This is a genomic window from Rhizobium sp. A22-96 (assembly GCF_053521805.1).
This window is the reverse complement of the sequence record NZ_JBNWDQ010000006.1, coordinates 131,341-153,397: the sequence shown is the minus strand read 5'-3', so window position 1 is coordinate 153,397 and position 22,057 is coordinate 131,341. Positions and strand designations below refer to the sequence as shown.

The following is a 22,057-nucleotide window of genomic DNA, read 5'->3' as shown; positions in this document are numbered from 1 at the left end:
CGAATAAGGCGATCGACGATATGTCGGTCTTTCCTGATAAGGTCGAGGTAGTCGGCGAGGATGAGAAAAGCTGTCAAAAGATCGACGTGCCCGAGTTTGGTCGATGGAGACAGCAACGTCAGGTCAGATGAAAGAAACTGTCGAAATTCACCGCCAGCTAAATATCATTTATCATTTCGGCGGATGTTTGCCGAACTTCGAGTGCTCACTTTTATTCCTGTAAAATTCAATTATTCGGGTGAGTGCTCGGATGATTTTCCTGCGCGAAATGCGATCTCATCAAGATATTCTTCAAAGTATCTGCGTGCGATGATCGACGTCATCGAAAGGCTGCGACGCGGATCCACGATCAGCGAAAGCACCATTGGCGGCAGACCACCATCATCTATGCGGGCATAGTGCAATCCACCCTCATGTTCGAGGGGCATGCCGGAAGCTATGGCCGTTACACCGAAACCGCAGCCTTCACGCACCATGGAACGCATAAGCGCCAGGCTATTGGTCGTCAGGACGGGCTGAAATCTGGTGTTGATACGCGCCGCGGCGATGTCGACAACATCGCGCAGGTGACTGCTAGCATCGGGAACGATCGTCGGCTTCTTGAAGAATTCGTCCATGGATATTCGATCCGGCTGCTCCGCACCCGCAGTGCTCGGCAGGATCGCCACGAGCTGGAAGTCGGTCGAGCGCGTGACGCTGACACCTGGCAGGGGCAGGGGGCTGAATGTCAGCCCGAAGTCTGCGCCTCCCTCCCTGACCAGTTGGCGCACGCGGTCCGACTCCACCACCGTGACTGAATTTCGAATGCGAGGATGATCCTTCATGAACCGCGCGATCACCGCAGGCAGAAAGTCGGGCGCAGTTTCCTGGGAGGCAGCAATTTTGACCTCGCCGCGGCGAAGTCCTTTCAATTCCTCTATCTCGGATTTGATCCGAGATAGATCCTTGTTCCATTCTCGATAGCCGTTGACGAGCAACTCGCCCGCCGAGGTCAACCGCATCCCGCGCGGCAGGCGCTCGAACAAGGGAACGCCGAACTCCTCTTCGGCGCCGATGAGCTGTTTGTTGATGGCCGAAGCCGACACATTCAGCTTCTCCGCGGCTTTCCGGATCGAGCCGCGATTGGCGATCTCGTCGAGGTAATGTGCGAAGCGGGAAAACAGGAGCCTGCTCATTCGGGAGGTATGCCTCGTTGAAGAAAAGGAAACGCACCGGACGAATTTTTCTGTTTGTAAAAATTGTGTGACCTAGTGTCTACTAAGACAGTAATTTGAATGCAAACACCGATGGCACGAAGGCCGCGATCATGTATCTGGAGACCCCGCAAACCTATCAGATCGAGATTGCCGGCGAAGATTTCAACCTGCCAATTATCCAGCTAAGCGATCGGCGAGCCATTGCATTGCTGATGGTCATCGACATGGGAATCCGGTTTGGCGACATTGTCGGCGATGCACTTGCTCAACATTTTGCGCAGACGCAGCCGGATATAGTGGTTGGCAGCGCCACATTGGGTGTTCCGGTCGCCATCGAGGTCTCACGGCGCCTTGGCATCGACCAATATGTCGTCTTGCAGAAGTCGCCGAAATTTCATCTTGCCGACGCGCTGGTGGAGGATGTCCGTTCCATCACGACTGCAGTGCCCCAGCGTCTTCTGCTCGATCGCCGTTCGATCGCCCTGCTTCAGGGCCGGCGCGTTCTCGTTGTCGATGATGTCATCGCCACCGGTTCCAGCATGGCGGCGGCAATCAGGCTCGTGCGGCGAGCCGGAGGACACATAGTTGGCGCCGGCGCCATCCTGACCGAGGGCCACACCTGGCGAGACCTGCTCGGCGATGACGCCAGATTGGTGACCAGCCTGGGTCATATTCCTCAGTTCGACATTATCGACGGCGTGGCCACACCGGATAGCGCGACGGAGAAAAATGCCTGGACTGGTGAACGGGTTTCGAGCGTCAGGGGTTTGCCGCAGACCCGGCGGGCACGCTCTGCAGCCGCAAAAAGCGTGGCGGGAATGTAAGCATGGCGCCGACGTTTTGCCTGCATCATCCTGCCATGGTCATAGACCGATCTGGGCATGTTTGCATTGGATTGGCCCGCTGAAATTCAATGGACTAAATCACACTTTAAATACAATCTGGAATGGTTTTCGTGATTTGCATTTCCTATAAGTCGCTTACGTCCTGGAAAGCGCGTTCTTTGGATTGCCAATCGCTTCCCATGACTGAAGAAACCCGAGAAAGCTGGGGCATCTCAAGAGGAGGAATTCCCAGGATGTCACTTCGGGACCAAATGTGCGTCTGACTCATCACGGAGAGCCGTTCCAGCCGGCTTTCAGGAATTTCCGGAAATTACTTTCAAAGGGGCAAGAAACATGCAGCAAGCGACCGCGTCTCAGACTGACGGCAATACTCTCTTTCCCATCGTGCTTTCGATCGTGGCGGCTGCCGCCACCGGCGTGCTCTGGGCTTATGCCAATCCAATCCAGCTCGTGCCCGGCGTCATCCAGTGGCGCATTTTCGCGTTTCTGCCGCCGGTGATCGGCATCCTGCTTGGTTGGCGCAGCGGCTTCATCTGCGGCTATCTCGGTACTATCGTTTGGTCGCTTCTGGCCGGCACGTTCATTCCCGCGCATTCGCTCATCGTCGACGGCATCATGGTCGGCCTGACCGGCCTTGTGCCGGGCCTACTCTTCGATCCCGCCAAGACTGTTTTTGATCGTCTGGCACTGATCAAGATCGCCGTGGCTTGCCTTGTTGTCGGTCTGGTTATGGTGATAGCCGTGTCCGCAAGCCTTGCCTATCTTGGGATTTTCCCGTTCTGGTGGGGTTTTGGTTATCTCGGCCTGTCCGACATCGTCCCGATGGTCATCGGCACGCCGCTTCTGATCATTCCTGCAATGAAAATTCTGAAGAGCGCGCATCCGGCCGGCTTCAAGCGTTTCTGAACCCGACCTGGATCAACAAGTGCTCAATATCGCAAATCTGACGATCGGTTTCGGCGGTCCTGTACCGGTGCTTGCCGAAGCCAATTGTACGCTTGACGAGGGGCAGCGCCTTCTCGTCTGTGGCGAAGCCGGCAGCGGCAAGTCGACGCTGCTCGGCGTTGCCGCCGGTCTGATCCCGCGTCTCATACACGCCGCCGAATTCTCCGGCCGCGTGGAGCTCGCGGGCCGCCCGCTCCTCTCTTTTACCAAGAAAGAGCTGTTCGGCACGATCGGTTTCGTGTCGCAAAATAGCGAAGACCAGCTTTGGGACATCTGCGTCGAGGATGTCATCGCCTTTCCCTTGGAGAACAGGGGCGTCGAGCGAAGCGCAATCCGCAATCGACTTGCCGAGCTCATTGCGGAATTCGAGCTGGAGGAGCTGCGGGGCCGTCGCGTGCTGACGCTTTCGGGTGGCGAACGGCGAATGGTCACCATTGCCGCGGCGCTGGCTTCGAACCCGAAAATTCTGGTGCTGGACGAGCCCACGACCGGGCTCGATCCCGCCGCCCGTATGCGGCTCTCCAATATCCTGCAGAAGGTGTCCGGTAGCGTTTCGACCCTATTGATCTCGGAGCAGGACCCTTTGGCACTCTATTCCGTGATCGACAGCATAGCCTTGTTGCATGGAGGCAATGTTTCTCCCAGCATGCCGCCAAAAACCGTTCTGACACAGCATGCAGCCTGGGCCGAAGCCGGCATTTTGCCGCCGATGCGTGCCCGGCCTGAACGACGGGCCAGCGAGACTGGCCGGCCGCTGTTGACTGTTTTGGGGCTGACAAGCCAGCTCGCCCGGTCTCGTGGAAACCCGGTGTTGAAGGATGTAGGTTTCGATGTCCGTGCCGGCGAAGTGCTCGCGCTCATCGGCCGCAACGGTGCCGGCAAGACGACGCTGTTCAAATCGATCCTCGGGCTTCTGAAAACCACCTCGGGTACGATCCTCTTTGACGGCACGAACGCGAATGAATGGTCCGTCGCCGCACGAGCCCACAAGATTGCCTATATTCCGCAAAACATGCGCCACATTCTATTCAACATGAGCGTGCTCGGTGAAGTGATCTTCGCCATCACGGCTTCGAGTGCCTCATCAAGCGATCCGGCGGTGATCGAACGTGCCAAGGCTGCGCTCGCGCGCTACGGGCTCTCCGACCTCGCCGAGGCCAATCCCTTTGCTCTGTCAGCCCGTCAGCAGGCGTTGCTGGGGCTGGCTTGCGCCGATGCGACCGGAGCACTTGTCGCCATTATCGATGAGCCGCTGTTGAGCAGGGACATCAAGGGTCGGCAGATGCTGGAGCTCTTCATCTCGTCAATGCAGTCCTCGGGACGTGCGGTCATGTTGATCTCGCACGATCTCGAACTGGTCGATGATCTGGCCACGCGCCTGATGGTCCTCGACAATGGCAAGATCGCATTCGAGGGAAGCTCCAAAGACGGATGGCAAAGCGACACCTTCCGCTCTCTCGGCTGGCAAGCGCCCTATGATGTGGCCGCATGGAGCATGGCATGACCCGGCTGCACGAGCTCAATTTTTTCATCAAGCTGGGAATTGCCTTCATCATCATGCTGGCTGCCTGGTTTGCTCCGGATTGGCGCTTCGGCCTGCTCCTTGCGCTTGTTTGCCTGTTTCTTCTGTGGGTGCTGAAGGTTCCCGGTCTTCGCGGTTATCTCAAGGGCGCCGCTCTGCTCACCGGCATGGTCATAGCGAGCTGGATGATCAACCTGTGGCTACAGGGCCTTTCGACGCCTCAAGCCCTGTCTGTCGCCATGGCGATGGCGGCAAGGCTGGTCACGACGACCGCAGCCTTCTACTTCGTCATGGAGACGAGTTCTCCGGGCGCGATATTGGCAGCGTCAAGTGCTGCACGGCTGCCGCCGATCGCCACACTTGTTCTCTCGCTGACCTTCGGTGTCATTCCGATGTTGCGGGATGATTTCGAGCGTATCGCGGATGCCCAGCGTTCCCGCGGCATGGAGATAGACGACGTCAGTCTACCCACGAAGATGCGGTTCGCGCTGGCGCGCGGCATTCCGCTGCTGGTTCAGGCGATCCGCATGGCACATGCAATTTCATTTTCCCTGACCCTCTATGGGTATGATCTGAAACACAAGCGAACAACCTGGCGAGAGGTCGGCCTGATGGTCGAGCAGCGCCTCAGCATGAAGGATAGAGCCAATGACTTCTGAGACCATGGAGCCAAGAACGGGGCAGAACTGGAGCGTCGATGTTTCCGGCTATGCCGTCGATCTGCCGATCGTGGCGATCAAGCCGGATTTTGCCATTTCGCTCATGATGGTCATCGATCTCGGCGTGAAATTCGGCGAACATGTCGGCGTCAAGCTTGCCGCCAAATTCGCATCGCTCAAGCCCGATATCGTGGTGGGCACCGCGACGCTCGGCATTCCGGTCGCTATCGAGGTCACCCGTGCGCTCGGCCTCAACAACTATGTCGTCCTGCAGAAGTCGCCAAAAATCCATCTGGCGAATGCATTGGAGCAGCGCATCTCTTCCATCACCTCCAAGGGTGAACAGCGTCTGCTGCTGGACCGCGCCGCGATCCCTCTTCTCAAGGGCAAGCGCGTGCTGGTCGTCGACGACGTGGTCGCTTCCGGATCGAGCCTCAAGGGCTCGCTGGAGCTGGTGCGCAAGGCCGGCGCCGAAGTTGTCGGTATCGGCGTCATCCTCACGGAAGCTCGCGATTGGCGGGAGACGTTGGGATCTGACTGTGACCTCGTTCAGGGCCTCGCCCATATCCCGCAGTTTTCCAAGACCGGTGATTTGGCATGGGAGCCAATTCCCGGCACCTGATGCCTCCTGTCCTCAGCCGTCGGCACCAGGAACATCCGGGTGACGATCCCGCTAACCTCTCGTCTGTTGTTCGAAAGGGCGTTGCTCGTCACCGAGCTGGCGGATGTAGAGGTGGCGGAAATTCGGATTGGTCGTGACGAAGATAGGCAGGCTCGCCGCACCGATAACCGGTGCATCATCCGTCAGCTGGCCAACCAGGAGTCGCGGCCAGAGCCTGTCCTTGCGCTCGCTCAGCGAGCGATGCAGCGGATAGGCGCGCTCCACCAGGGCAGCGATAATCGAGGGTGGCAGCGATCCTCCCACAGTGATGAATTCGGGGTCCGTCGTGCTTTCGAGTATGGCGGTGAGAAAGCGCAGACAAAGCCCAGCCTCTTCCATCCAGCTCGAAAGCCGCGGGTCGCGCTGGCTGTGAAGATCGGCAAGGATTGAAAGGTCGGCAACGGCCGCATCGGCCTCCTCGATGCTCCATTCAAGCGCTGCCGCAATACCGCTTAGCGACAAGACGGAATCGATGATCGGCGGTTCGCCATTGTCGCGCATTCGCTTTGGCTGAAAGGGCAGCAGCCCCAATTCACCGGCATTGCCCCAGACGCCCTTCAAGGGCATGCCGTCGATGATCACGCCGGCGCCGACGCCGTAACCTATATAGAGATGGGCGAAATTGCGCTTGTCCCTGTCGCTGCGGGCGAAATGCTCGCCAATCGCCGCTGCTGTCGCGTCGTTCTCCACGAGCACCGTCAGGCCGCAAAGGTCTTTCAGGCGCTGGGCGACCGGAACGTTGGCCCAGGCGTCCCATCCAGGCTGCTTGGTGGCAAAGTCGTAAATGTCTTCATCCAGCGTCGGCAGCACCAGGCCGATGCTCCAGATCTTGTCGCGCGGCACGGCGGCCTCGGCGATCAGATCATCAGTAAGGCGGGCAATGTGTTTCAATGTCGAATCGGGATCGCGGGTGTCGCCTGCCCAGATTTTGCGGCCGATGACTTCAAGCAGCAGATTGCAGACGACCATGACGACGCGATTGCGATCGAGATGGATACCGATGGAGAAGCCGGCAACCGGGTTGGGGCCGAGATAGATTTGCGGTTGCCCGCGCTGGCCTTGCGAGCGCCCGGTCTCGATGATGAACTGCTGGTCGAGCAGTTCCCTCGTGATGCCGGAGACGGTCTGCGGCGTTAGCCCGACCCGCTTGGCGATGTCGATCCGGCTGAGCGGGCCGGACTGATGCAGCGCCTCGAAGATGAGGCGCCGGTTGAAAATGCGGGTATGCTCGAGATTGGTGCCGGTAATGTCAGGCAGCCTTTGCCGTCCACCGGCAAGCTTGGTCAACTTGGCCGCTCCTGACCCTTTCCTTGGCGTATCGGTCATTCCATTTCCATTCAGCGTGCCCGAAATTCCTGGCCGAGGATGCCATAGGCCGGACTTGAGCGACGCCCGAGCATAGCCTGTCCAGCCTCGTTGAAAAGATGCACCGCAGCCGCCGGTGCGTCGGCCACAAACCGATCTCCGGCCACACAGAAAATATCGCCGGGATAGCGCACGGTGATCATCTGCCCATCGGCAAGCCTGAGATAGACGATGCTGGTTTCGCCCAGATGCTCTACGAGGTCAACTATGCCCTCGATCTTCACCGAAGGGCCGTCGCCGGGGATCCAGTGCTCGGGTCGAATACCGACTGTGACCTTTGTACCGGACGGGATAGCAGGCTCCTCGTAGGGGAGCGCAATATTTTGGTCACCGATCGAAAGCTGCAGATTACCATCCTCAAGGGATGTGACCCGAGCATCGATCAGATTCATCGCCGGGGAGCCGATGAAGCCAGCAACGAATAGGTTTGCCGGTGCGTGGTAGAGATCCAGCGGCGTTCCCACCTGTTCGATGCGGCCGCTATTGAGCACGACGATCTTGTCGGCCAATGTCATCGCCTCGACCTGATCGTGCGTCACATAGATCATCGTCGCGCCGAGTTCGCGGTGCAGCTTGGCGATCTCGATGCGGGTATTGACCCTGAGCGCTGCGTCGAGGTTCGACAGCGGCTCATCGAACAAAAAGACTTTCGGTTGCCGGACGATGGCGCGGCCGATGGCGACGCGCTGGCGCTGGCCGCCTGAAAGGGCGCCGGGCTTGCGGTCGAGAACCGCGTCGAGCTTCAGGATCGATGCTGCCTTGCGGACGCGCTGATCAATCTCATCCTTGGGGATTTTTGCGAATTTTAGGCCGAAGGCCATGTTCTTGTAGACATCCATATGCGGATAGAGCGCATAGGATTGGAACACCATGGCGATCTGTCGTTCCGCCGGGGCGACGTGGTTGACCAACTGGCCGCCGATGCGGATATCGCCGCCGCTGATCTCCTCCAGTCCGGCGATTGCCCGAAGCAGGGTGGACTTGCCGCAACCGGACGGACCGACAAAAACGACCAGCTCGCCGTCTTCAATCGTAAGGTCGATGCCATGCAGCACCGTCAGGGCGCCGAACGCCTTGCGCACATTGGTGAGGGACAGATCAGCCATCGATGTTTCTTTCCTTGATAGTAATGCGCATCATTTTACCGCTCCCGCCGTCAGGCCGGAGACGATGCGGCGCTGGAAGATCAAAACCAGCAGGATCAGGGGCACGGTGACGATGACGGAAGCCGCCATGATCGTCCCGAAGGGAAGCTCGAAACGGCTCGATCCGGAAATCAGCGCCAGGCCGACCGGAACGGTACGGACCGTATCGCTGAGTGTGAAGGTGAGGGCAAAGAGGAACTCATTCCACGAGGCGATGAAGGCGAGCAGGCCGGTGCTTGCCAGCGCCGGTGCCAGCAGCGGGAAATAGATCTGCCAGATCATTGCCCAGGTCGAGCAGCCGTCCATCCGGGCGGCGTCCTCCAGTTCGGCCGGAATCTGACGGATGAAGCTGGTCATCACCCAGACGGTGAAGGGCAGGCTGAAGATCATGTAGGAGAGAACGAGGCTGCCGAGGCTGTTGTAGAGCCCGAGCCAGCGGATCGTTCCGAACAGGCCAGAGAGCACGACGATCTGCGGAAACATCGAAGCGCCGAGGATCCCGGCCAGCACGACGCCGCGGCCGCGGAACTTCAGCTTTCCGAGCGCATAGGCCGAGGTGATCGCAAAGATCAGCGATAGTGTCACGACCGATACCGCGACGATCGCGGAATTCAGGATGTTACGCAGGAAATTGCCGTTGGTCAGCAGGTCGCGGTAATTGCTGAGGTCGATCGGCGGGAAGAAATCGACCGAGAACAGGGCTGACCCCGATTTGAACGACGAGACGATCGCCCAGTAGAACGGGAAGACCGTATAGAACACGACGACGATCTTGAGGAGGGTCAGCGCGATGGTTTTGGCAAGGCGTTTCATCGGCATCCTCACTCGCTGATCAATCGGATCTTGGTCAGCTGGATATAAACAGCCGCCACCAGGGAGATCATCAGGAAGACCAGCATCGCCACCGCCGAGCCGTAGCCGACATCCTGGAAGTCGACGAGCTGCTGGCGGGCGTAGATCGAGATGGTCGCGGTTTCGCGGCTTTTGGAGCTGAGCACATAGGCAAGGTCGAACATGCGCACCGCATCCAGCAGGCGAAAGAGGATGGCGACGGCAAGGGTCGGCCAGAGCAGCGGCAGGGTGATATAGAAGAACTGTGCCCAGCCGGGAGCGCCATCGACCTTGGCGGCCTCGTAGAGATCGCGTGGAATAATCTGCAGGCCGGCAAGGATCAGGAGCACCATGAAGGGTGTCGTCTGCCAGACATCGACGGCGATGATCGCTGCCATGGCCGTGCCGGTTCCGGCAGTCCATGCGATACCATGGTTGATGAGACCAAGCTTGATGAGGAGCGCGTTGACCACGCCATATTGGTCATGCAGCATCCATTGCCACATCTGCGCGGAGACCACCGTCGGGATCGCCCAGGGGATCAGCATGACGGCCCGCAATGCGCCGCGACCCTTGATCTGGCTGTCGATCAGAAGCGCGATGCCGACACCGGCGAGCGTTTCGAGCGTCACCGACGTCGCTGCAAAGAAAGCGGTGTTGCGCACTGCATGCCACCAGTCGCCGTCCTTCATCAGCGCCAGATAATTGCCAAGGCCGATGAAGCGCGGCAGGTCGCCGGCGTCGAGCGTCGCGTGCATGAAGGAGAGATAGGCGGTGCGGGCGAGCGGCCATGCGGTGACCGTTGCCAGCACGATCAGCATCGGGGCAAGCAGAAGCCATGGCTCGATACGCTTGGCCCAGCTGGAGTGAGATGCCGACTGCGCCATCATGCCGTAACCCTGGTTGTTTGCCGGAAATTGCCTGACGGGGTTGCAAGCGCGGCGCCGACGACGCCCGCACCCTCGCCGAGGGCAGCAAGAAGGAGCGGGATCGACCGGCAGCGCTTCGCCCAGATATTGTCGCGCATGTGTTCTTCCAGTTTTTCGCGATAGCGGCCCGTTGAACAGCCGAGGCCACCGCCGAGAACGATAGCCTCGGGGTCGATCATATTGACCATCTGCGCGACCAGCCGGCCGGTCACCTCCGCAGCCTCGTCAATGACGCGGGTGCTTAAAGGATCGCCTTCAACACTCAGGGATTCCAGCGTGCGAACGCCGTCGTCAAGAGACCGTCCGCTGCGGCGGGCAAAGGAAAGCTGCATGCCCTTGCCTGAGGCAAAATCCTCGCCATTTGCGACCGTCAGGCCGGTATCATCGTCTTTCGGAAGCGCCAGCGACGAGCTTGCGAAATGGATGGCGAAACCGTTGGCGCCCGCCCATGGCCGTCCATCGATGACGAGAGTGTAGCTCATGCCGGTGCCGAGCGACACATAGATGAAACTGCGATGAGGCATGCCGGCGCCGAAGCGTGCTTCGGCATGGGCAGCCGCACGCACGTCGCTATCGACCATCGCAGGAATGCCGAGTAGCGCTTCAATCTCGGTGCGGATCGTCTCGATCGAGAAATTCCAGTCGCTACAGACGCGGCCTTCGAGGTCCACAAGCTCGGGTACGGCGATGCCGACCGATGCGGGTATTCTGCCCTCGGCGTTTGCCAGCATGATGATATCGGCAGCGACATCGGCGACATCGCGGATGATGGCGGCCGGACCCTCGGCAACGGGAGTTGGCCTGCGCCGAAAATGCGTCACTGCGCCCGTTTCGATATCGACCAGACCGGCAGCAATCTTGGTGCCGCCAAGATCGATGCCGATGCGATAGCCTCTATTCCGGGGAGCAGGAACTCCGGGTTCCTCGAAACCGGCGGCTGTCATGCTGTCCCCGCTGCTGCGGTATCGAGCAGGATCCGCACCTGTTTGCAGTGATGGATGATGGTTGCCGGCCAATGCGGATCGAAACCATCGCTTTCCATCAGGCGCTTGGCGGCGCTCCGCTTGTGGGTGCCGTGGATGACCATGGCGACGGCCTTGGACAGAGTGGCGATGGTGCCGAGACCGACGGTCAGGCCGTGATGCGGCACAGCATCGAGCGAGGGGAAGTCGGGGAAGGTGCCGAGATTATCGCGCCGCGTCTCCTCGGCGAGCTCGACGATGGAGCTTGGCCCGTCAGCCGGGCTGCCGGGTGGATTGAAGGCAACGTGGCCATCCGTTGCGCCGGAGGCGAGAATAAAGAGGTCGACACCGCCGGCCGCCTTGATGCGGGCATCATAGGCGCTCGGATCCTTGGCATCTGGAAACCAGACATGCTCCTTTGGAACCTGATGGGCAGCGTCGATCCCGGCGTTCAGCCGCTGGCGGATATCGTGTTCGGCAAAGCGGCGGCAGCTATTGTGGGCGTCCGGTGGGCAAAGGCCGAGACCGTCATCGCCGCCGCCAAGATATTCATCCATCATGACCAGCACGAGATTGGAAAGGTCGAGATTGCCAGCGGCGGCCTTGTTGGCCATCGCATCATAGACCGGCTTCGGCGACCGGCCGCTCGGGCAACCCAGCAGAAACAGCTTGCCATCGGCGCGTGCGGCCGCGATCCCGGCCAGAATGTCGGTAGCAAGCACGTCGCCGATCTCGGCCGAGGTGTTCAGGATTTCAGCGGAATGGGCGGGCAAGTTCATTCTCCGGTCGGATCGAGTAGGGCCGGCGGCCATGTTGCCCGGCCTTAAAGGCCGAGCGTCTTCAGATAGTCGCGATTGTGCTTGGCGATCGGGTAAGGCTTTTCTGGCGGGCAGGGATACATGTCCTGCTCGACCACGGCGAAACCATCATAGTTCCTGGCCTTAAGGAATTTCACCACCTCGGCGAAATCGATGACGCCTTTGTCGAGCTCGCACATGACGCCCATCTGGAAAGCGTCCATGAAGGGAATGTTCTCATCGGTGATGCGCTTGCGCAAAGCACCATCCATGTTCTTGAAGTGATAGTAGGGAATGCGGTCGGCGTGACGCTCCATGAAGGCAAGCGGATCGGCGCCGGTATAGATGTGATGGCCGAGATCGAAGCAAAGCCCGACATGCTCCGGCCTTGTATCGGCCAGAAGTCGCTCGATTTCCGCTTCGGTCTCGATGCAGGTGCCGACATGCGGGTGGAAGACGAACTTCATGCCGTATTCTTCGACGACGCGCTTCGCGGTGGCGCTGACGATGGCGATCATCTTGGCCCAGTCCCTATCGTCGAGCAGCCGATCGCCGGGCGCGGCATAGGATTCGGATTCGTCCATCAGCACGAACCATTCCGCGCCTGCCGCCTTTAGGAGCGCGCAGATCGGCCCGACGCGGGCGGCGAGCGTTTCAGCGGAATCGACAAGCGAGAGCGGATGGACTACGCCGGTGCCGCAGAGCTTGATGTCGCGGCGGCCAAGTTCGGAAAGCAGCGTTTCAGGATCGGTCGGCAGATAGCCCCATGGGCCGAGTTCGGTCCAGCCGTAGCCAGCCTTCTGCACCTCGTCGAGATAGCGTTCCCAACCGACCTGCTTTTCGTCCTTCGGATACCAGACGCCCCAGGAATCCGGCGCTGTCGCCACTTTAATCGTCATTATCTGTCACCTAGAATTTGGAATGGGCGGTCCGCGCCGCGCTTCACAGGGCGCGGACCGTGATTGTCGGGAAATATTACCAGCCGCCGCGCGACTTCAGCGCATCAAGCTTGGATGCCAGGTCGTCGATGGCCGCATCACTTGCCGAAGGGTCCGCGAGAGCCGTGTGAAGGCTGTTGGAAATTTCCGTCGAGATGCGGGGGTAATCGCTGCCGGTCACGCTGGTCGGCCGGGTCACGACATTCTCGAACGCTGCCTTGGCGGTCGTCAGGAACGGAATGGCCTTCAGGACATCTGCGTCGGAAAACAGCGACGAGATGCTCGGAATGTAGGAGCCGGCCAATGCCCGGCGCTTTTCTTCCTTTTCTCCGGCGAGATAGGCGATCAGCGCGGCTGCCTCCTTCGGATGGGTCGAGTATTTCGACACGCCGAGATAGGCGGCGCCATCGATGCCGACATGCTGGCCATTCGCGCCCTTCGGCAGCGGCGCCACGCCAACCTTGTCCTTGATGGCGCTGTCGGCGCCATTGGCAAGCGACCATGCATAGGCCCAGTTGCGCATGAAGACGGCATCGCCGTTCTGAAAGACGCCGCGTGAGCCTTCTTCGTCGTAGTTGAGGACGCCCTGGGGCGAGATGGTTCCGGCCCAACCGGCGGCAGTCTTCAATATTTCCTTGGCGGCAGGCGAGCCAATGGTGACCTTGCCGTCCGCATCGATGAAGGTGCCGGCGCCGCTGCTGGCAAACCATTCGGTGGCGTTGCAGACGAGACCTTCATAGGCGCGGCCCTGCCAGACATAGCCCCACATCTTGTCGTTGCCGGCCTTGCGTTCGCCGTCCTGCACAAGCTGCGCCGTCGTCGTCAGGTCAGCCCAGGTTTCCGGAACTTTGGCGCCATATTTGTCGAGCAGGTCCTTGCGATAGAAGAGCAGCCCGGTATCCATATACCAAGGCATGGCGATGAATTTGCCATTGACGGTGCCGGCAGCGACCGCCGAAGGGAAATATTTGTCGACGCTGCCGGCGGGCAGGGCGTCCTTCAGATCAAGCAGGTGGCTCTTCAGCGGACCGACCCAGACGCCGTCGAGGATCATCACGTCGACATCGGTCGATTGAGCTGAAAGCAGCTGCTGATAGAGAGACAGCACATCATCCCAGTTTGCCGGCATCGTGGTGATCTTCACCTCGTTGCCGCTTTCCTTGGCCCAGGCTTCCGTGCCTTCCTTGCACAATTGCAGTTCAATGCCGGAGGACGAGCAGAAGATGTTGATGGTCGCGGCCTGCGAGAGGGCGGGATAGGCGGCGGTAAAGCCGAGCGCTGCAATTCCGAATGCGAATGCCTTGCTGATGGTCATGACGTACTCCCCTTTTATTAAATCCAGATTATGGATCATAATACCGAGAAGCTTGCGCCTGTAAATGGAATATTCCGACGTTTTGGAGAAAAAGATCGAATATTCATTCCATTTTGCGCTTGAGGAAGCCTCTCGCTTTCGATAATTAAATGCGCAGTCTGAATTTAATTCGCGGCTTAAAGCGCAGCATAGGAGCGGAACATGCGATTGAGGGTTGGCCTAGTTGGGCTTGGAGAAGTGGCGCAACTGATGCACATTCCGACGCTTCACAAGCTGCAGGAACAGTTCGAGCTTGCCGCCGTCCACGATGTTTCGCCGTCGGTGCTGGCGCGGGTGGCCGATCATTGGAAAATCGCCAAGCGCTATGACACGGCGGCGGCGCTGTTTGCCGATCCCGAGATCGACGCCGTACTGATCCTCAGCCCCGATCAGCACCACGGCGAGCAGGCAAGGGCGGCGATCGCTGCCGGCAAGCATGTTTTCATTGAAAAGCCGGCCTGCCTGACGGCGGCTGATCTGGAAACGCTCGTCGCCGCCGAAGCGGCATCCGATCGTGTCGTCATGGTTGGTTACATGCGCCGCTTCGCACCGGCCTTCATGGCAGCCAAGCAGGAGTTGGCAAGCTTTGGGCCGATTTCCTACGTCCGCGTCCGCGACGTGATCTGCGAAGGACCATGGTTCTTCAATCAGACCGACAAGGTCGTCACGCCGAGCGGCGATATTCCGGCCGCGCTGATCGATGAAAGCCGGGCGCTTCGCAAGGTGATGATGGACGCCATGTGCGGTGCTGATGCGCCGGCGATTGTCAGGCGTGGGTATGAAGTCATGACCGGGCTCTGCTCGCACTCGCTATCGGCGATGCGCGATCTCTTGGGCGGCTCGCCCAAGCGGGTGATCGGCGCGCAGCTGTCGCAGAATGGCGAACAGCTGACGGCCATGTTCGACTATGGCAGTTTCACGGCTATCTACGAATGCCTCATCGACGATATCGCGCGCTTCGACGCCGGCATCGAAGTGTTCTCGAAGACCAAGCGTCTGAATTTCCGCTACAACACGCCGTATCTGCGCAATCTGCCGATGACACTGGAAGTGCAGGAAAGTACTGCCGACAGCAATGTCGTGCGCGCTCTTGGGCCATTCCATAAGGACGCGTTCCAGATCGAGCTCGAAGCCTTCCATGCCTCGATCGTAAACGGCGCACTAAACCGCACGCCGCCGTCTGACTCAAGGGAAGACATCGAGCTCTTCTCGAAAATCCTTGCAGTGGCTAAGTCGACGCTTGCGGAGTAAGCGCCGATATACCTGCTCCTGAAAGGTGGTTTGCCTCTAACGTATCTGTGGGCACCTGCCTCTGGCATAGGATGCATTGCTATCGCTCTTGATAGTTGGTCACATCCCCCCTTCATAGCGATTCAATCTATGAAGGGGATATTGATGTCAGCCTCCGGTGCTCGGTGCCCCGTACTCGAAATCACACTCGCTGTATTCGAGGGCAATGTGGTATATCGGCTAGCCGCTGACCGATAGGCGCTGCCCGGCCTTCGCCAATTGCTCCTCAAGCTCAATACGTCTTTCTGGCCCGATGTCGATCGGGATCACCAGGCATATTGTCGCCTCGACGACGCCCCGAACACCCACAATCGGTGCCGCGAGGCACTGGCTGAAGCTGTTGATCAGACCCGTGGTGACGACGATTTTCCGGCCACCCGAATTTCGGCAATCGGCGATGAAGTCGTCGATTGCGACCTTGCGTCCGTCTGGGAGGACAAGATCTTCCGGAGTTACCAGCTGCTTGATCTCCGCGTCGGTGAGGTGAGCAAGAAGCAGCCTGCCGGACGCAGTCCACGGAATGGGAATTTGCGCCCCCACTTCGGAGCTGATGCCCATCGGGCGAGAGCCGGCATGGGTGTGCACGATCGCCTGCCTGTTCCGATAGAGCACGCAAAGCTCGCCGGTTTCGCCTGTGGCTCGCGATAGCCGGTCGACTTCGGCCGTGCCGCGGCGCACCAGATCGTTCTCGCGTATATAGTTGGTGCCGTAGAGATACATCAGCTTGCCGAAGAACACCTTGTTGTCATCGCCGCTGACCTCGAGCATCCCGGATTCCGTCAACACCCTCACCAATTCGTAGATCGTCGAGCGCGGTGCGCCGAGCGCTTTTGGCAATTCGGCCACGCGAACCGGATGTCCATGCGCGTCGAGGAAGGCAAACAGCTTCAGTATGCGGTCGATGCCGCGCTCTCGGCCATTCTGGTCACCTGGTTGGGCCAGCCCTTGATCAAGATTCAGATTCATTACGCACAGCTCTTCTTTCGCAGTTGCCAATCACTGGCCTTCGTTATATCGTCCTAAATACGGGACTATTGTCCTATATACCAGACAAAAATAATAAGAGCGCAAAGCTCTTTGGGAACTTTAGCAAAAATCGGAGGTCGCCATGAGCGATAATTCGCAGCGCAGAGATTTCTTGAAATTGGGCATGGGCAGCATCGCAATCGCGGGCGCCGCTGCCAGCATGGTCGCCGTCAGCGGCAAGCAAGCCGCGGCACAATCGGCCGGCGACAGCCTGCTTCGTACGATCATCGACCGCGGTCATCTGATCGTCGGTACCGGCAGCACCAATGCGCCGTGGCACTTTGAAAATGACGCCGGCGAACTGGTCGGCATGGATATCACCATGGGCCGCATTCTCGCCAAGGGCCTGTTCGATGACGCGACCAAGGTTGAATTCGTCAAGCAGGATGCTGCCCAGCGCGTGCCGAATGTCGTGACTGGGAAGGTCGACATCTCGATCCAGTTCATGACGATGTCATCGCAGCGCGCGCAGCTCGTAAACTTCTCGCGGCCCTATTACGTCGAGGGCGTGGCGCTCCTGACCCGACCTGATGCAGACAACAAGACCTTCGACAAGCTTCTGGCCGGAGGCAGTGCGACGCGCGTCTCCATTCTCCAGAATGTCGATGCGGAATCCGGTGTCCATAAGGTTCTCCCGGATGCGCAGGTCATGCAGATCGACACGCAGGCCAATGTTCTGCAGGCCCTGGAAGCCAAGCGCGTCGATGCTGCCGCAGTCGATCTTTCGACCGTCCGGTGGCTGGTGTCGCGCGATCCGAACCGTTATTTCGACGCCGGCAAGACCTGGAACGCCATGCTTTACGGCGCGGCGCTGAAGCAGGGCGATCTCGACTGGCTGCAGTTTGTCGATGCATGCTTCACGATCGCCATGTTCGGCCATGAAAATGACCTCTACGACGCCGGCTTCAAGGATTTCTTCGGGCTGGAGCCGCCGGTTCGCAAGCCGGGTTTCCCCACGATCTGACGATTGTTGCAGGGCGTCGCTCGGTGTCGCGGCGTCCTGCCTTCTCCTCACTAGAATCGTCTAAGGATACGTCACGGAATGGGGTATCACCTCAATTTCAACCTGATCTGGCGCCACTTCGACAAATTGTCGAATGGTCTGCTGCTGAGTGTCGAGCTGGCGATTATATCGATCGCTATTGGTGCGCTGATAGGCCTGATCCTTGCGATCTGCTATGTCTCCGCGGGTCGCGCGGTTCGAGCGCTGATCGCTGCCTATGTGGAGTTCGTCCGAAACGTTCCGCTGATACTGCTCGTCTACCTCGTATTCTATGGTCTGCCAACAGCAGTCGACATCGCCTATAGTCCGACAGTCTCATTCATTCTTACCCTGTCACTCTATGCCGGTGCCTATCTTGTCGAGGTATTTCGCTCTGGCCTGGAGGCCGTACCGCGTGGGCAGATTGATGCGGGAAAGGCAATCGGCCTGACGCCGTGGCAACGATTGCTCTATGTGCGGCTTCCGACAATGACACGTATCACTTTGCCGGCGTTGTCGAATACCTTCATTTCCCTGTTCAAGGATACCTCTGTCGCCTCGGTCATTGCCGTTCCAGAGCTTACATACGGTGCGCAGTGGATCAACTTCAGCACATTTCGCATCATCGAAGTCTATCTGGTTACAACCGTTCTCTACCTCGTCACCGGTTATGTGATCCTGTTTGGGCTGCGCCAGATGGAACGTTATTTTCGAGTGGAGCGCTAGATGCAACAGGTTATCTACGCCATCCCCTTTCTGCTGCATGGTCTATACATAACCCTGCTGGTATCGGCGATTGTCATCTTTGTATCACTCGTCCTGGGTGTTGTTCTGGGGGCAGGCCTGGTCTACGGACCACGGCCCATCGCTATCCTGGTCCGGCTTTTCAGCGATTGCATCCGCGGGATTCCTATCCTCGTTCTGATTTTCTTTGTCTACTACGTGTTTCCGCAGCTCGGCCTCGATCTGAGTGCATTCTGGGCGGCAATCGTCGCGCTTTCACTTTTCAAGACGGCGCAGGTGGTCGAATATTTCCGCGGCGCGGTGGTTTCCATTCCACGCGGGCAGATGGAAGCCGGCATATCGATCGGCCTGATATTTCGCGACCGGCTGCGTTACGTCATCTTTCCGCAGGCGCTGCGCCGCTTTCTGCCGCCATGGATCAACGGTGTTACGGACGCCATAAAGGGCAGCGCGCTCGTATCGCTGCTGGGCGTCGTCGACCTCATGCAGGCAATCAATCAGGTCATCGGGCGAACCTATGAACCGATGCCGCTCTATATTCTAGGCGCGCTGATGTACTTCGCCATCAACTACAGCCTTTCCAGCCTCAGCCGTATGCTGGAGCGCCGCTACTCCTATATCCGGGATTAAGATCATGGCAGAACCCCATCTTCTCGAAATACAGAAGCTCGCTAAATCCTTCGCATCCAATCTGGTGCTGAAATCGGTCGATCTGCATGTTGCCAAGGGCGAAGTCGTCACCATCATCGGCCCCTCGGGCAGCGGCAAAACAACGCTTTTGCGCTGCGTCAATTTTCTCGAAGTCTATAATGGCGGCTCGATCAGGATTGACGGTCGTGAGGTCGGTTACCGTGAAGGCGCTGAACGGCGTAAGCGCAGCGAGGTCGATCTTGCCCGGATGCGTGCTGAAACCGGCATGGTGTTTCAGAGCTTCAATCTGTTCCCCCATTTGACGGCCGCAGAAAATGTCATGCTCGGCCTGCGACGTGTGCGTCGCAAGCCCCTCAAGGAGGCAAGGGAGATCGCCTTGCACTGGCTTGGGCGCGTCGGGCTTTCTCAGAAGGTTGACAGCCTGCCCTCGGAACTATCGGGTGGGCAGCAGCAGCGGGTCGGGATCGCACGCGCTGTGGCCATGGAGCCCAAAATCCTTCTGCTGGACGAAATTACCTCCGCCCTTGATCCCGAACTCGTCAACGAGGTGCTCGACGTCGTCAAGCAGTTGGCAGCCGAGGGCATGACCATGCTGATGGTGACGCATGAAATAGCGTTCGCGCGCGATGCCAGCCACCGCATCATCTTCATGGCCGATGGGATGGTATCCGCACAGGGTTCGCCCGCCGAACTGATGCGACAAGTCGAAGACAATGAGCGGTTGCGGGCTTTTCTGTCCCGCTTCAGCGCCGCATCGCATATCCATTGACGATCAGGAACATAGATCAATGACATTCACCGACCGCCTGCAATCGCTTGGCCTGGAGATTTTGCCGCCGCCACCGCCGATCGCCAATTTCCGAAATTTCGTCAGGGTCGGATCATTGGTCTTCTTGTCGGGGCAGGGCCCACGCGAAGCCGACGGCCGATTGCACACGGGTAAAGTCGGAACCGACGTCAGCGTCGAAGAGGCGTATCAGCACGCAAGGCTGACCGGCCTCAATCTGCTCTCCGTGGTGGCGGGTGCGGCCAACGGCCTGAACAATGTCAGGCAGATCGTAAAGCTGTTGGGCTTCGTCAACGCCGCCAGTGATTTCGCCGACCATCCCGCCGTCATCAACGGCTGTTCGGATCTTTTCGTCAGCGTATTCGGCGATGCCGGCCATCATGCCCGTTCGGCGATTGGCGTCGGCTCGTTGCCAAACAACATCAGCGTAGAAATCGAAGCCATCTTTGAGTTGAATGCTTAACTTGCAAAGGTCTCCAGCCATGCCGTCGACACCGCATCAGCTTTCCAACCTGCCCATCCGCGAGAGACTGGGTCTGCGCCCGATCATCAACGTATCCGGAACGATGACGACCCTTGGAGCCTCCATCATCGTACCCGAGGCCATCCAGGCAATGGCCGAGATCGCGCCGCAATTCGTCGAAATGGACGATCTCCAGCGCAAGGCGAGCGCTGTCATAGCCAAGCTGACGGGCGGCGAAGCGGGTTTCATCACGGCATCAGCGGCGAGCGGCATCGCCATGTCCGTGGCAGCAACGATGACCGGCACCGGCCTCCTGGCGATCGAGCGCCTGCCTGACGATACCGACCGCCTGAAAAACGAGGTGATCGTCCAGCTCGGCCATGTGGTCAATTACGGAGGCGTCATCGACCAGTCGATCCGGCAATGCGGTGCCAAGGCTATTCTGGCGGGCACGGTCAGTGTTGTGCAGGCCTATCACGTGGCCGAGGCGATTAACGAGAAGACGGTCGCCGGTCTATACGTGGTTGCCCATCATACCGTGCAATACGGGATGCTTTCTTTGCCCGAGTTCGCCGAGATCTGCCACGCCAAAGGCGTGCCTGTCATCGTCGATGCGGCTTCGGAATACGATCTGCGCCGCTTCCTGGAAGAGGGCGCGGATCTGGTGATCTATAGCGGACACAAGTTCCTTGGAGGCCCGACGAGCGGCATCGTCGCCGGGCGCAAGGATCTGGTTCGGGCAGGCTACCTGCAAAACCGCGGCATTGGTCGCGGCATGAAGGTTGGCAAGGAAAGTGTCGCCGGTGTCATGGCCGCACTTGAAGCCTGGGCGGTGCGTGACCACGACGGCATTCGTGCCCGCGAACAGTCGGCCCTTGATTTATGGCTGACTTCGCTCTCGGCTCTCAAAGGCCTCGCTGTCAGGATCGTGCCTGATCCGACCAACAATCCTCTCGACCGGATCGAGATCAAGGTGCTGCCGGAAAGCGGTTATTCCGCCAATGGCCTAGCAGCAGCCTTGGCCGCAGGTACGCCGCCGATCATCGTGCGCAATCATGAGGTCGAGCGCGGGCATTTCTTCCTCGATCCCTGCAATCTGCATCCGGGTGAAGAGCATATTGTCGCGGAACAGATTACCAAGCTGCTGAACCAGAAAGAGCGTCCCGAGGGCGCCATGGCGCGACCGGTAAAATCCACGGCGAGCGCGCTGAGGTGGCCCGACTAGAGCAATTCCAGGAAAGGTGCACAGCAAGTTTTCGTCCGGAATTGCGGAAAAGCAACGAGCTAGAGCCGTTCAGCAAAATCCGTTCAGTTTAAGGATCTTATGCGCTTCGATCGATGCTCGAAGTTGATCTTCGGACGTGCGGTCACCCTGGTTGGCATCCGGATGGTGCATTTTGAGCCGTTCCTTATAGCGGCTTCTGATTTCCTCCGGCGTTGCATCCGGGGAGAGGCCTAGCGTCTCAAATGCCTTGGCTTCGAGTACTTTGAGTTTGCGCATCTGCAAATCGGCTTTTTGCGCCTGGCGTTGCGCGGCAGTCTTACGGGCATTCAATGCTTTGGCAGAACCGGAACGGACATTGCCAGGGAGCGGAGCCTCGGAAGCCTGATTGACGCTGGTCCCCCAGGTCTGGCGGCCGCCGGCGGCTGCTTCCCTCTGATAGCGGGCAACGTCCTTGTCGGAGAGGTCCGTCGAGAAATTGTATCCCTTGTTATACTCCTTCACGTGCTCAAGACAGAAGAGCAGATAAAGGCCCTCCGCATCCCGTCCGACCGGCGCACGGTGCGCACCATGCTTGTCGCAACCGTCCCATTGGCATTTGGGACCAGTGGGTTCACTTTGCGCAGTAGGCTTCTTACGGGTCGACCTCAGGCCAACGAATATCTTCGAATCAAGCGTCATGGTGCCCTATATGGCCGCCACGCTTCGTTTCGGCAAGAAATAGCATGGTGGCTGTCCACGGA

General features: G+C 59.0%; 23 protein-coding genes. 12 read left to right on the top strand and 11 right to left on the bottom strand.

Translation table 11 applies throughout. The annotated features are described in order from the left end of the window. Positions 1–230: 230 nt before the first annotated feature. Entirely contained in the window at positions 231–1,175 is a 945-nt protein-coding gene (locus ACQZ6F_RS25465; protein WP_449094531.1) for a LysR family transcriptional regulator, read from the bottom strand. A 95-nt stretch (positions 1,176–1,270) separates the two neighbouring features. Here ACQZ6F_RS25465 and ACQZ6F_RS25460 point away from each other — a divergent pair, with 95 nt between their 5' ends. The 5 genes from ACQZ6F_RS25460 (at position 1,271) to ACQZ6F_RS25440 (ending at position 5,789) form a co-directional block, all read left to right on the top strand. Further along, positions 1,271–2,020 (top strand): phosphoribosyltransferase family protein, encoded by a 750-nt coding sequence (locus ACQZ6F_RS25460; protein WP_449094530.1) that lies wholly within the window; start codon positions 1,271–1,273, stop codon positions 2,018–2,020. 354 nt (positions 2,021–2,374) lie between these two features. Beyond that, positions 2,375–2,947, top strand: a complete 573-nt coding sequence (locus tag ACQZ6F_RS25455; protein ID WP_077467372.1) for an aminotriazole resistance protein — start codon at positions 2,375–2,377, stop codon at positions 2,945–2,947. A 19-nt stretch (positions 2,948–2,966) separates the two neighbouring features. Next, positions 2,967–4,490, top strand: coding sequence for an ABC transporter ATP-binding protein (locus ACQZ6F_RS25450; RefSeq protein ID WP_449094529.1), 1,524 nt, complete (start codon positions 2,967–2,969; stop codon positions 4,488–4,490). After that, positions 4,487–5,167 carry an energy-coupling factor transporter transmembrane component T family protein gene (locus ACQZ6F_RS25445; protein ID WP_449094528.1) on the top strand — a complete coding sequence of 227 codons (681 nt, stop codon included), beginning with the start codon at positions 4,487–4,489 and terminating at the stop codon, positions 5,165–5,167. The genes ACQZ6F_RS25450 and ACQZ6F_RS25445 overlap by 4 nt, the downstream gene beginning before the upstream one ends. Continuing rightward, positions 5,157–5,789 (top strand): phosphoribosyltransferase family protein, encoded by a 633-nt coding sequence (locus tag ACQZ6F_RS25440; protein ID WP_449094527.1) that lies wholly within the window; start codon positions 5,157–5,159, stop codon positions 5,787–5,789. The genes ACQZ6F_RS25445 and ACQZ6F_RS25440 overlap by 11 nt, the downstream gene beginning before the upstream one ends. A gap of 51 nt (positions 5,790–5,840) precedes the next feature. Here ACQZ6F_RS25440 and ACQZ6F_RS25435 read toward each other — a convergent pair whose 3' ends face one another. The 8 genes from ACQZ6F_RS25435 to ACQZ6F_RS25400 all read right to left on the bottom strand — a co-directional run bounded on the left by ACQZ6F_RS25435 (position 5,841) and on the right by ACQZ6F_RS25400 (position 14,110). Next, a complete protein-coding gene (locus ACQZ6F_RS25435; protein WP_449094526.1) occupies positions 5,841–7,154 on the bottom strand; it encodes an ROK family transcriptional regulator in 1,314 nt (437 codons plus the stop codon). Between the two features lie 11 nt (positions 7,155–7,165). Continuing rightward, entirely contained in the window at positions 7,166–8,299 is a 1,134-nt protein-coding gene (locus ACQZ6F_RS25430) for an ABC transporter ATP-binding protein (protein WP_449094525.1), read from the bottom strand. A gap of 30 nt (positions 8,300–8,329) precedes the next feature. Then, on the bottom strand, positions 8,330–9,151 hold the full coding sequence (locus ACQZ6F_RS25425) for a carbohydrate ABC transporter permease (protein ID WP_449094524.1): 822 nt from the start codon (positions 9,149–9,151) through the stop codon (positions 8,330–8,332). A gap of 8 nt (positions 9,152–9,159) precedes the next feature. Further along, a complete protein-coding gene (locus tag ACQZ6F_RS25420; RefSeq protein WP_449094523.1) occupies positions 9,160–10,059 on the bottom strand; it encodes a carbohydrate ABC transporter permease in 900 nt (299 codons plus the stop codon). Beyond that, positions 10,056–11,042 carry an ROK family protein gene (locus ACQZ6F_RS25415; RefSeq protein ID WP_449094522.1) on the bottom strand — a complete coding sequence of 329 codons (987 nt, stop codon included), beginning with the start codon at positions 11,040–11,042 and terminating at the stop codon, positions 10,056–10,058. Before ACQZ6F_RS25415 ends, ACQZ6F_RS25420 begins: the two co-directional genes overlap by 4 nt. Continuing rightward, entirely contained in the window at positions 11,039–11,833 is a 795-nt protein-coding gene (locus tag ACQZ6F_RS25410; RefSeq protein WP_449094521.1) for a 6-phosphogluconolactonase, read from the bottom strand. Before ACQZ6F_RS25410 ends, ACQZ6F_RS25415 begins: the two co-directional genes overlap by 4 nt. 50 nt (positions 11,834–11,883) lie before the next feature. Then, complete coding sequence (locus ACQZ6F_RS25405) at positions 11,884–12,756, bottom strand: sugar phosphate isomerase/epimerase family protein (protein ID WP_449094520.1); 873 nt, start codon at positions 12,754–12,756, stop codon at positions 11,884–11,886. Positions 12,757–12,832: 76 nt separating this feature from the next. After that, positions 12,833–14,110 (bottom strand): ABC transporter substrate-binding protein, encoded by a 1,278-nt coding sequence (locus ACQZ6F_RS25400; RefSeq protein ID WP_449094519.1) that lies wholly within the window; start codon positions 14,108–14,110, stop codon positions 12,833–12,835. 201 nt (positions 14,111–14,311) lie between these two features. Between ACQZ6F_RS25400 and ACQZ6F_RS25395 the strand changes: the two genes are divergently transcribed. Then, positions 14,312–15,400, top strand: a complete 1,089-nt coding sequence (locus ACQZ6F_RS25395; RefSeq protein WP_449094518.1) for a Gfo/Idh/MocA family protein — start codon at positions 14,312–14,314, stop codon at positions 15,398–15,400. Positions 15,401–15,619: 219 nt separating this feature from the next. Here ACQZ6F_RS25395 and ACQZ6F_RS25390 read toward each other — a convergent pair whose 3' ends face one another. After that, the gene (locus ACQZ6F_RS25390; protein ID WP_449094517.1) at positions 15,620–16,405 is read right to left on the bottom strand and encodes an IclR family transcriptional regulator; all 786 of its coding nucleotides are present in this window, start codon (positions 16,403–16,405) and stop codon (positions 15,620–15,622) included. A 142-nt stretch (positions 16,406–16,547) separates the two neighbouring features. Here ACQZ6F_RS25390 and ACQZ6F_RS25385 point away from each other — a divergent pair, with 142 nt between their 5' ends. From ACQZ6F_RS25385 to ACQZ6F_RS25360, 6 genes are all read left to right on the top strand, one after another. Beyond that, positions 16,548–17,429 carry a transporter substrate-binding domain-containing protein gene (locus tag ACQZ6F_RS25385; RefSeq protein WP_449094516.1) on the top strand — a complete coding sequence of 294 codons (882 nt, stop codon included), beginning with the start codon at positions 16,548–16,550 and terminating at the stop codon, positions 17,427–17,429. A gap of 78 nt (positions 17,430–17,507) precedes the next feature. Next, positions 17,508–18,173 carry an amino acid ABC transporter permease gene (locus tag ACQZ6F_RS25380; RefSeq protein WP_077467361.1) on the top strand — a complete coding sequence of 222 codons (666 nt, stop codon included), beginning with the start codon at positions 17,508–17,510 and terminating at the stop codon, positions 18,171–18,173. Further along, positions 18,174–18,821 carry an amino acid ABC transporter permease gene (locus tag ACQZ6F_RS25375; RefSeq protein ID WP_449094515.1) on the top strand — a complete coding sequence of 216 codons (648 nt, stop codon included), beginning with the start codon at positions 18,174–18,176 and terminating at the stop codon, positions 18,819–18,821. A 4-nt stretch (positions 18,822–18,825) separates the two neighbouring features. After that, positions 18,826–19,611 carry an amino acid ABC transporter ATP-binding protein gene (locus ACQZ6F_RS25370; RefSeq protein ID WP_068399540.1) on the top strand — a complete coding sequence of 262 codons (786 nt, stop codon included), beginning with the start codon at positions 18,826–18,828 and terminating at the stop codon, positions 19,609–19,611. 19 nt (positions 19,612–19,630) lie between these two features. Then, positions 19,631–20,092, top strand: a complete 462-nt coding sequence (locus ACQZ6F_RS25365) for a RidA family protein (RefSeq protein WP_449094514.1) — start codon at positions 19,631–19,633, stop codon at positions 20,090–20,092. Positions 20,093–20,111: 19 nt separating this feature from the next. Continuing rightward, positions 20,112–21,317 (top strand): aminotransferase class V-fold PLP-dependent enzyme, encoded by a 1,206-nt coding sequence (locus ACQZ6F_RS25360; RefSeq protein WP_449094513.1) that lies wholly within the window; start codon positions 20,112–20,114, stop codon positions 21,315–21,317. A gap of 69 nt (positions 21,318–21,386) precedes the next feature. On the opposite strand, the gene ACQZ6F_RS25355 is transcribed toward ACQZ6F_RS25360, so the two are convergent. Beyond that, positions 21,387–21,995 (bottom strand): J domain-containing protein, encoded by a 609-nt coding sequence (locus ACQZ6F_RS25355; RefSeq protein ID WP_449094512.1) that lies wholly within the window; start codon positions 21,993–21,995, stop codon positions 21,387–21,389. Positions 21,996–22,057 lie beyond the last annotated feature (62 nt).

Bases quoted from the DNA above. Each gene is read 5' to 3' on its own strand.
- ACQZ6F_RS25465 (WP_449094531.1), bottom strand. From the start codon at position 1,175: ATGAGCAGGCTCCTGTTTTCCCGCTTCGCACATTACCTCGACGAGATC.
- ACQZ6F_RS25455 (WP_077467372.1), top strand. From the start codon at position 2,375: ATGCAGCAAGCGACCGCGTCTCAGACTGACGGCAATACTCTCTTTCCC.
- ACQZ6F_RS25445 (WP_449094528.1), top strand. From the start codon at position 4,487: ATGACCCGGCTGCACGAGCTCAATTTTTTCATCAAGCTGGGAATTGCC.
- ACQZ6F_RS25440 (WP_449094527.1), top strand. From the start codon at position 5,157: ATGACTTCTGAGACCATGGAGCCAAGAACGGGGCAGAACTGGAGCGTC.
- ACQZ6F_RS25435 (WP_449094526.1), bottom strand. From the start codon at position 7,154: ATGACCGATACGCCAAGGAAAGGGTCAGGAGCGGCCAAGTTGACCAAG.
- ACQZ6F_RS25430 (WP_449094525.1), bottom strand. From the start codon at position 8,299: ATGGCTGATCTGTCCCTCACCAATGTGCGCAAGGCGTTCGGCGCCCTG.
- ACQZ6F_RS25425 (WP_449094524.1), bottom strand. From the start codon at position 9,151: ATGAAACGCCTTGCCAAAACCATCGCGCTGACCCTCCTCAAGATCGTC.
- ACQZ6F_RS25420 (WP_449094523.1), bottom strand. From the start codon at position 10,059: ATGATGGCGCAGTCGGCATCTCACTCCAGCTGGGCCAAGCGTATCGAG.
- ACQZ6F_RS25415 (WP_449094522.1), bottom strand. From the start codon at position 11,042: ATGACAGCCGCCGGTTTCGAGGAACCCGGAGTTCCTGCTCCCCGGAAT.
- ACQZ6F_RS25405 (WP_449094520.1), bottom strand. From the start codon at position 12,756: ATGACGATTAAAGTGGCGACAGCGCCGGATTCCTGGGGCGTCTGGTAT.
- ACQZ6F_RS25400 (WP_449094519.1), bottom strand. From the start codon at position 14,110: ATGACCATCAGCAAGGCATTCGCATTCGGAATTGCAGCGCTCGGCTTT.
- ACQZ6F_RS25395 (WP_449094518.1), top strand. From the start codon at position 14,312: ATGCGATTGAGGGTTGGCCTAGTTGGGCTTGGAGAAGTGGCGCAACTG.
- ACQZ6F_RS25390 (WP_449094517.1), bottom strand. From the start codon at position 16,405: ATGAATCTGAATCTTGATCAAGGGCTGGCCCAACCAGGTGACCAGAAT.
- ACQZ6F_RS25385 (WP_449094516.1), top strand. From the start codon at position 16,548: ATGAGCGATAATTCGCAGCGCAGAGATTTCTTGAAATTGGGCATGGGC.
- ACQZ6F_RS25380 (WP_077467361.1), top strand. From the start codon at position 17,508: ATGGGGTATCACCTCAATTTCAACCTGATCTGGCGCCACTTCGACAAA.
- ACQZ6F_RS25375 (WP_449094515.1), top strand. From the start codon at position 18,174: ATGCAACAGGTTATCTACGCCATCCCCTTTCTGCTGCATGGTCTATAC.
- ACQZ6F_RS25370 (WP_068399540.1), top strand. From the start codon at position 18,826: ATGGCAGAACCCCATCTTCTCGAAATACAGAAGCTCGCTAAATCCTTC.
- ACQZ6F_RS25365 (WP_449094514.1), top strand. From the start codon at position 19,631: ATGACATTCACCGACCGCCTGCAATCGCTTGGCCTGGAGATTTTGCCG.
- ACQZ6F_RS25360 (WP_449094513.1), top strand. From the start codon at position 20,112: ATGCCGTCGACACCGCATCAGCTTTCCAACCTGCCCATCCGCGAGAGA.
- ACQZ6F_RS25355 (WP_449094512.1), bottom strand. From the start codon at position 21,995: ATGACGCTTGATTCGAAGATATTCGTTGGCCTGAGGTCGACCCGTAAG.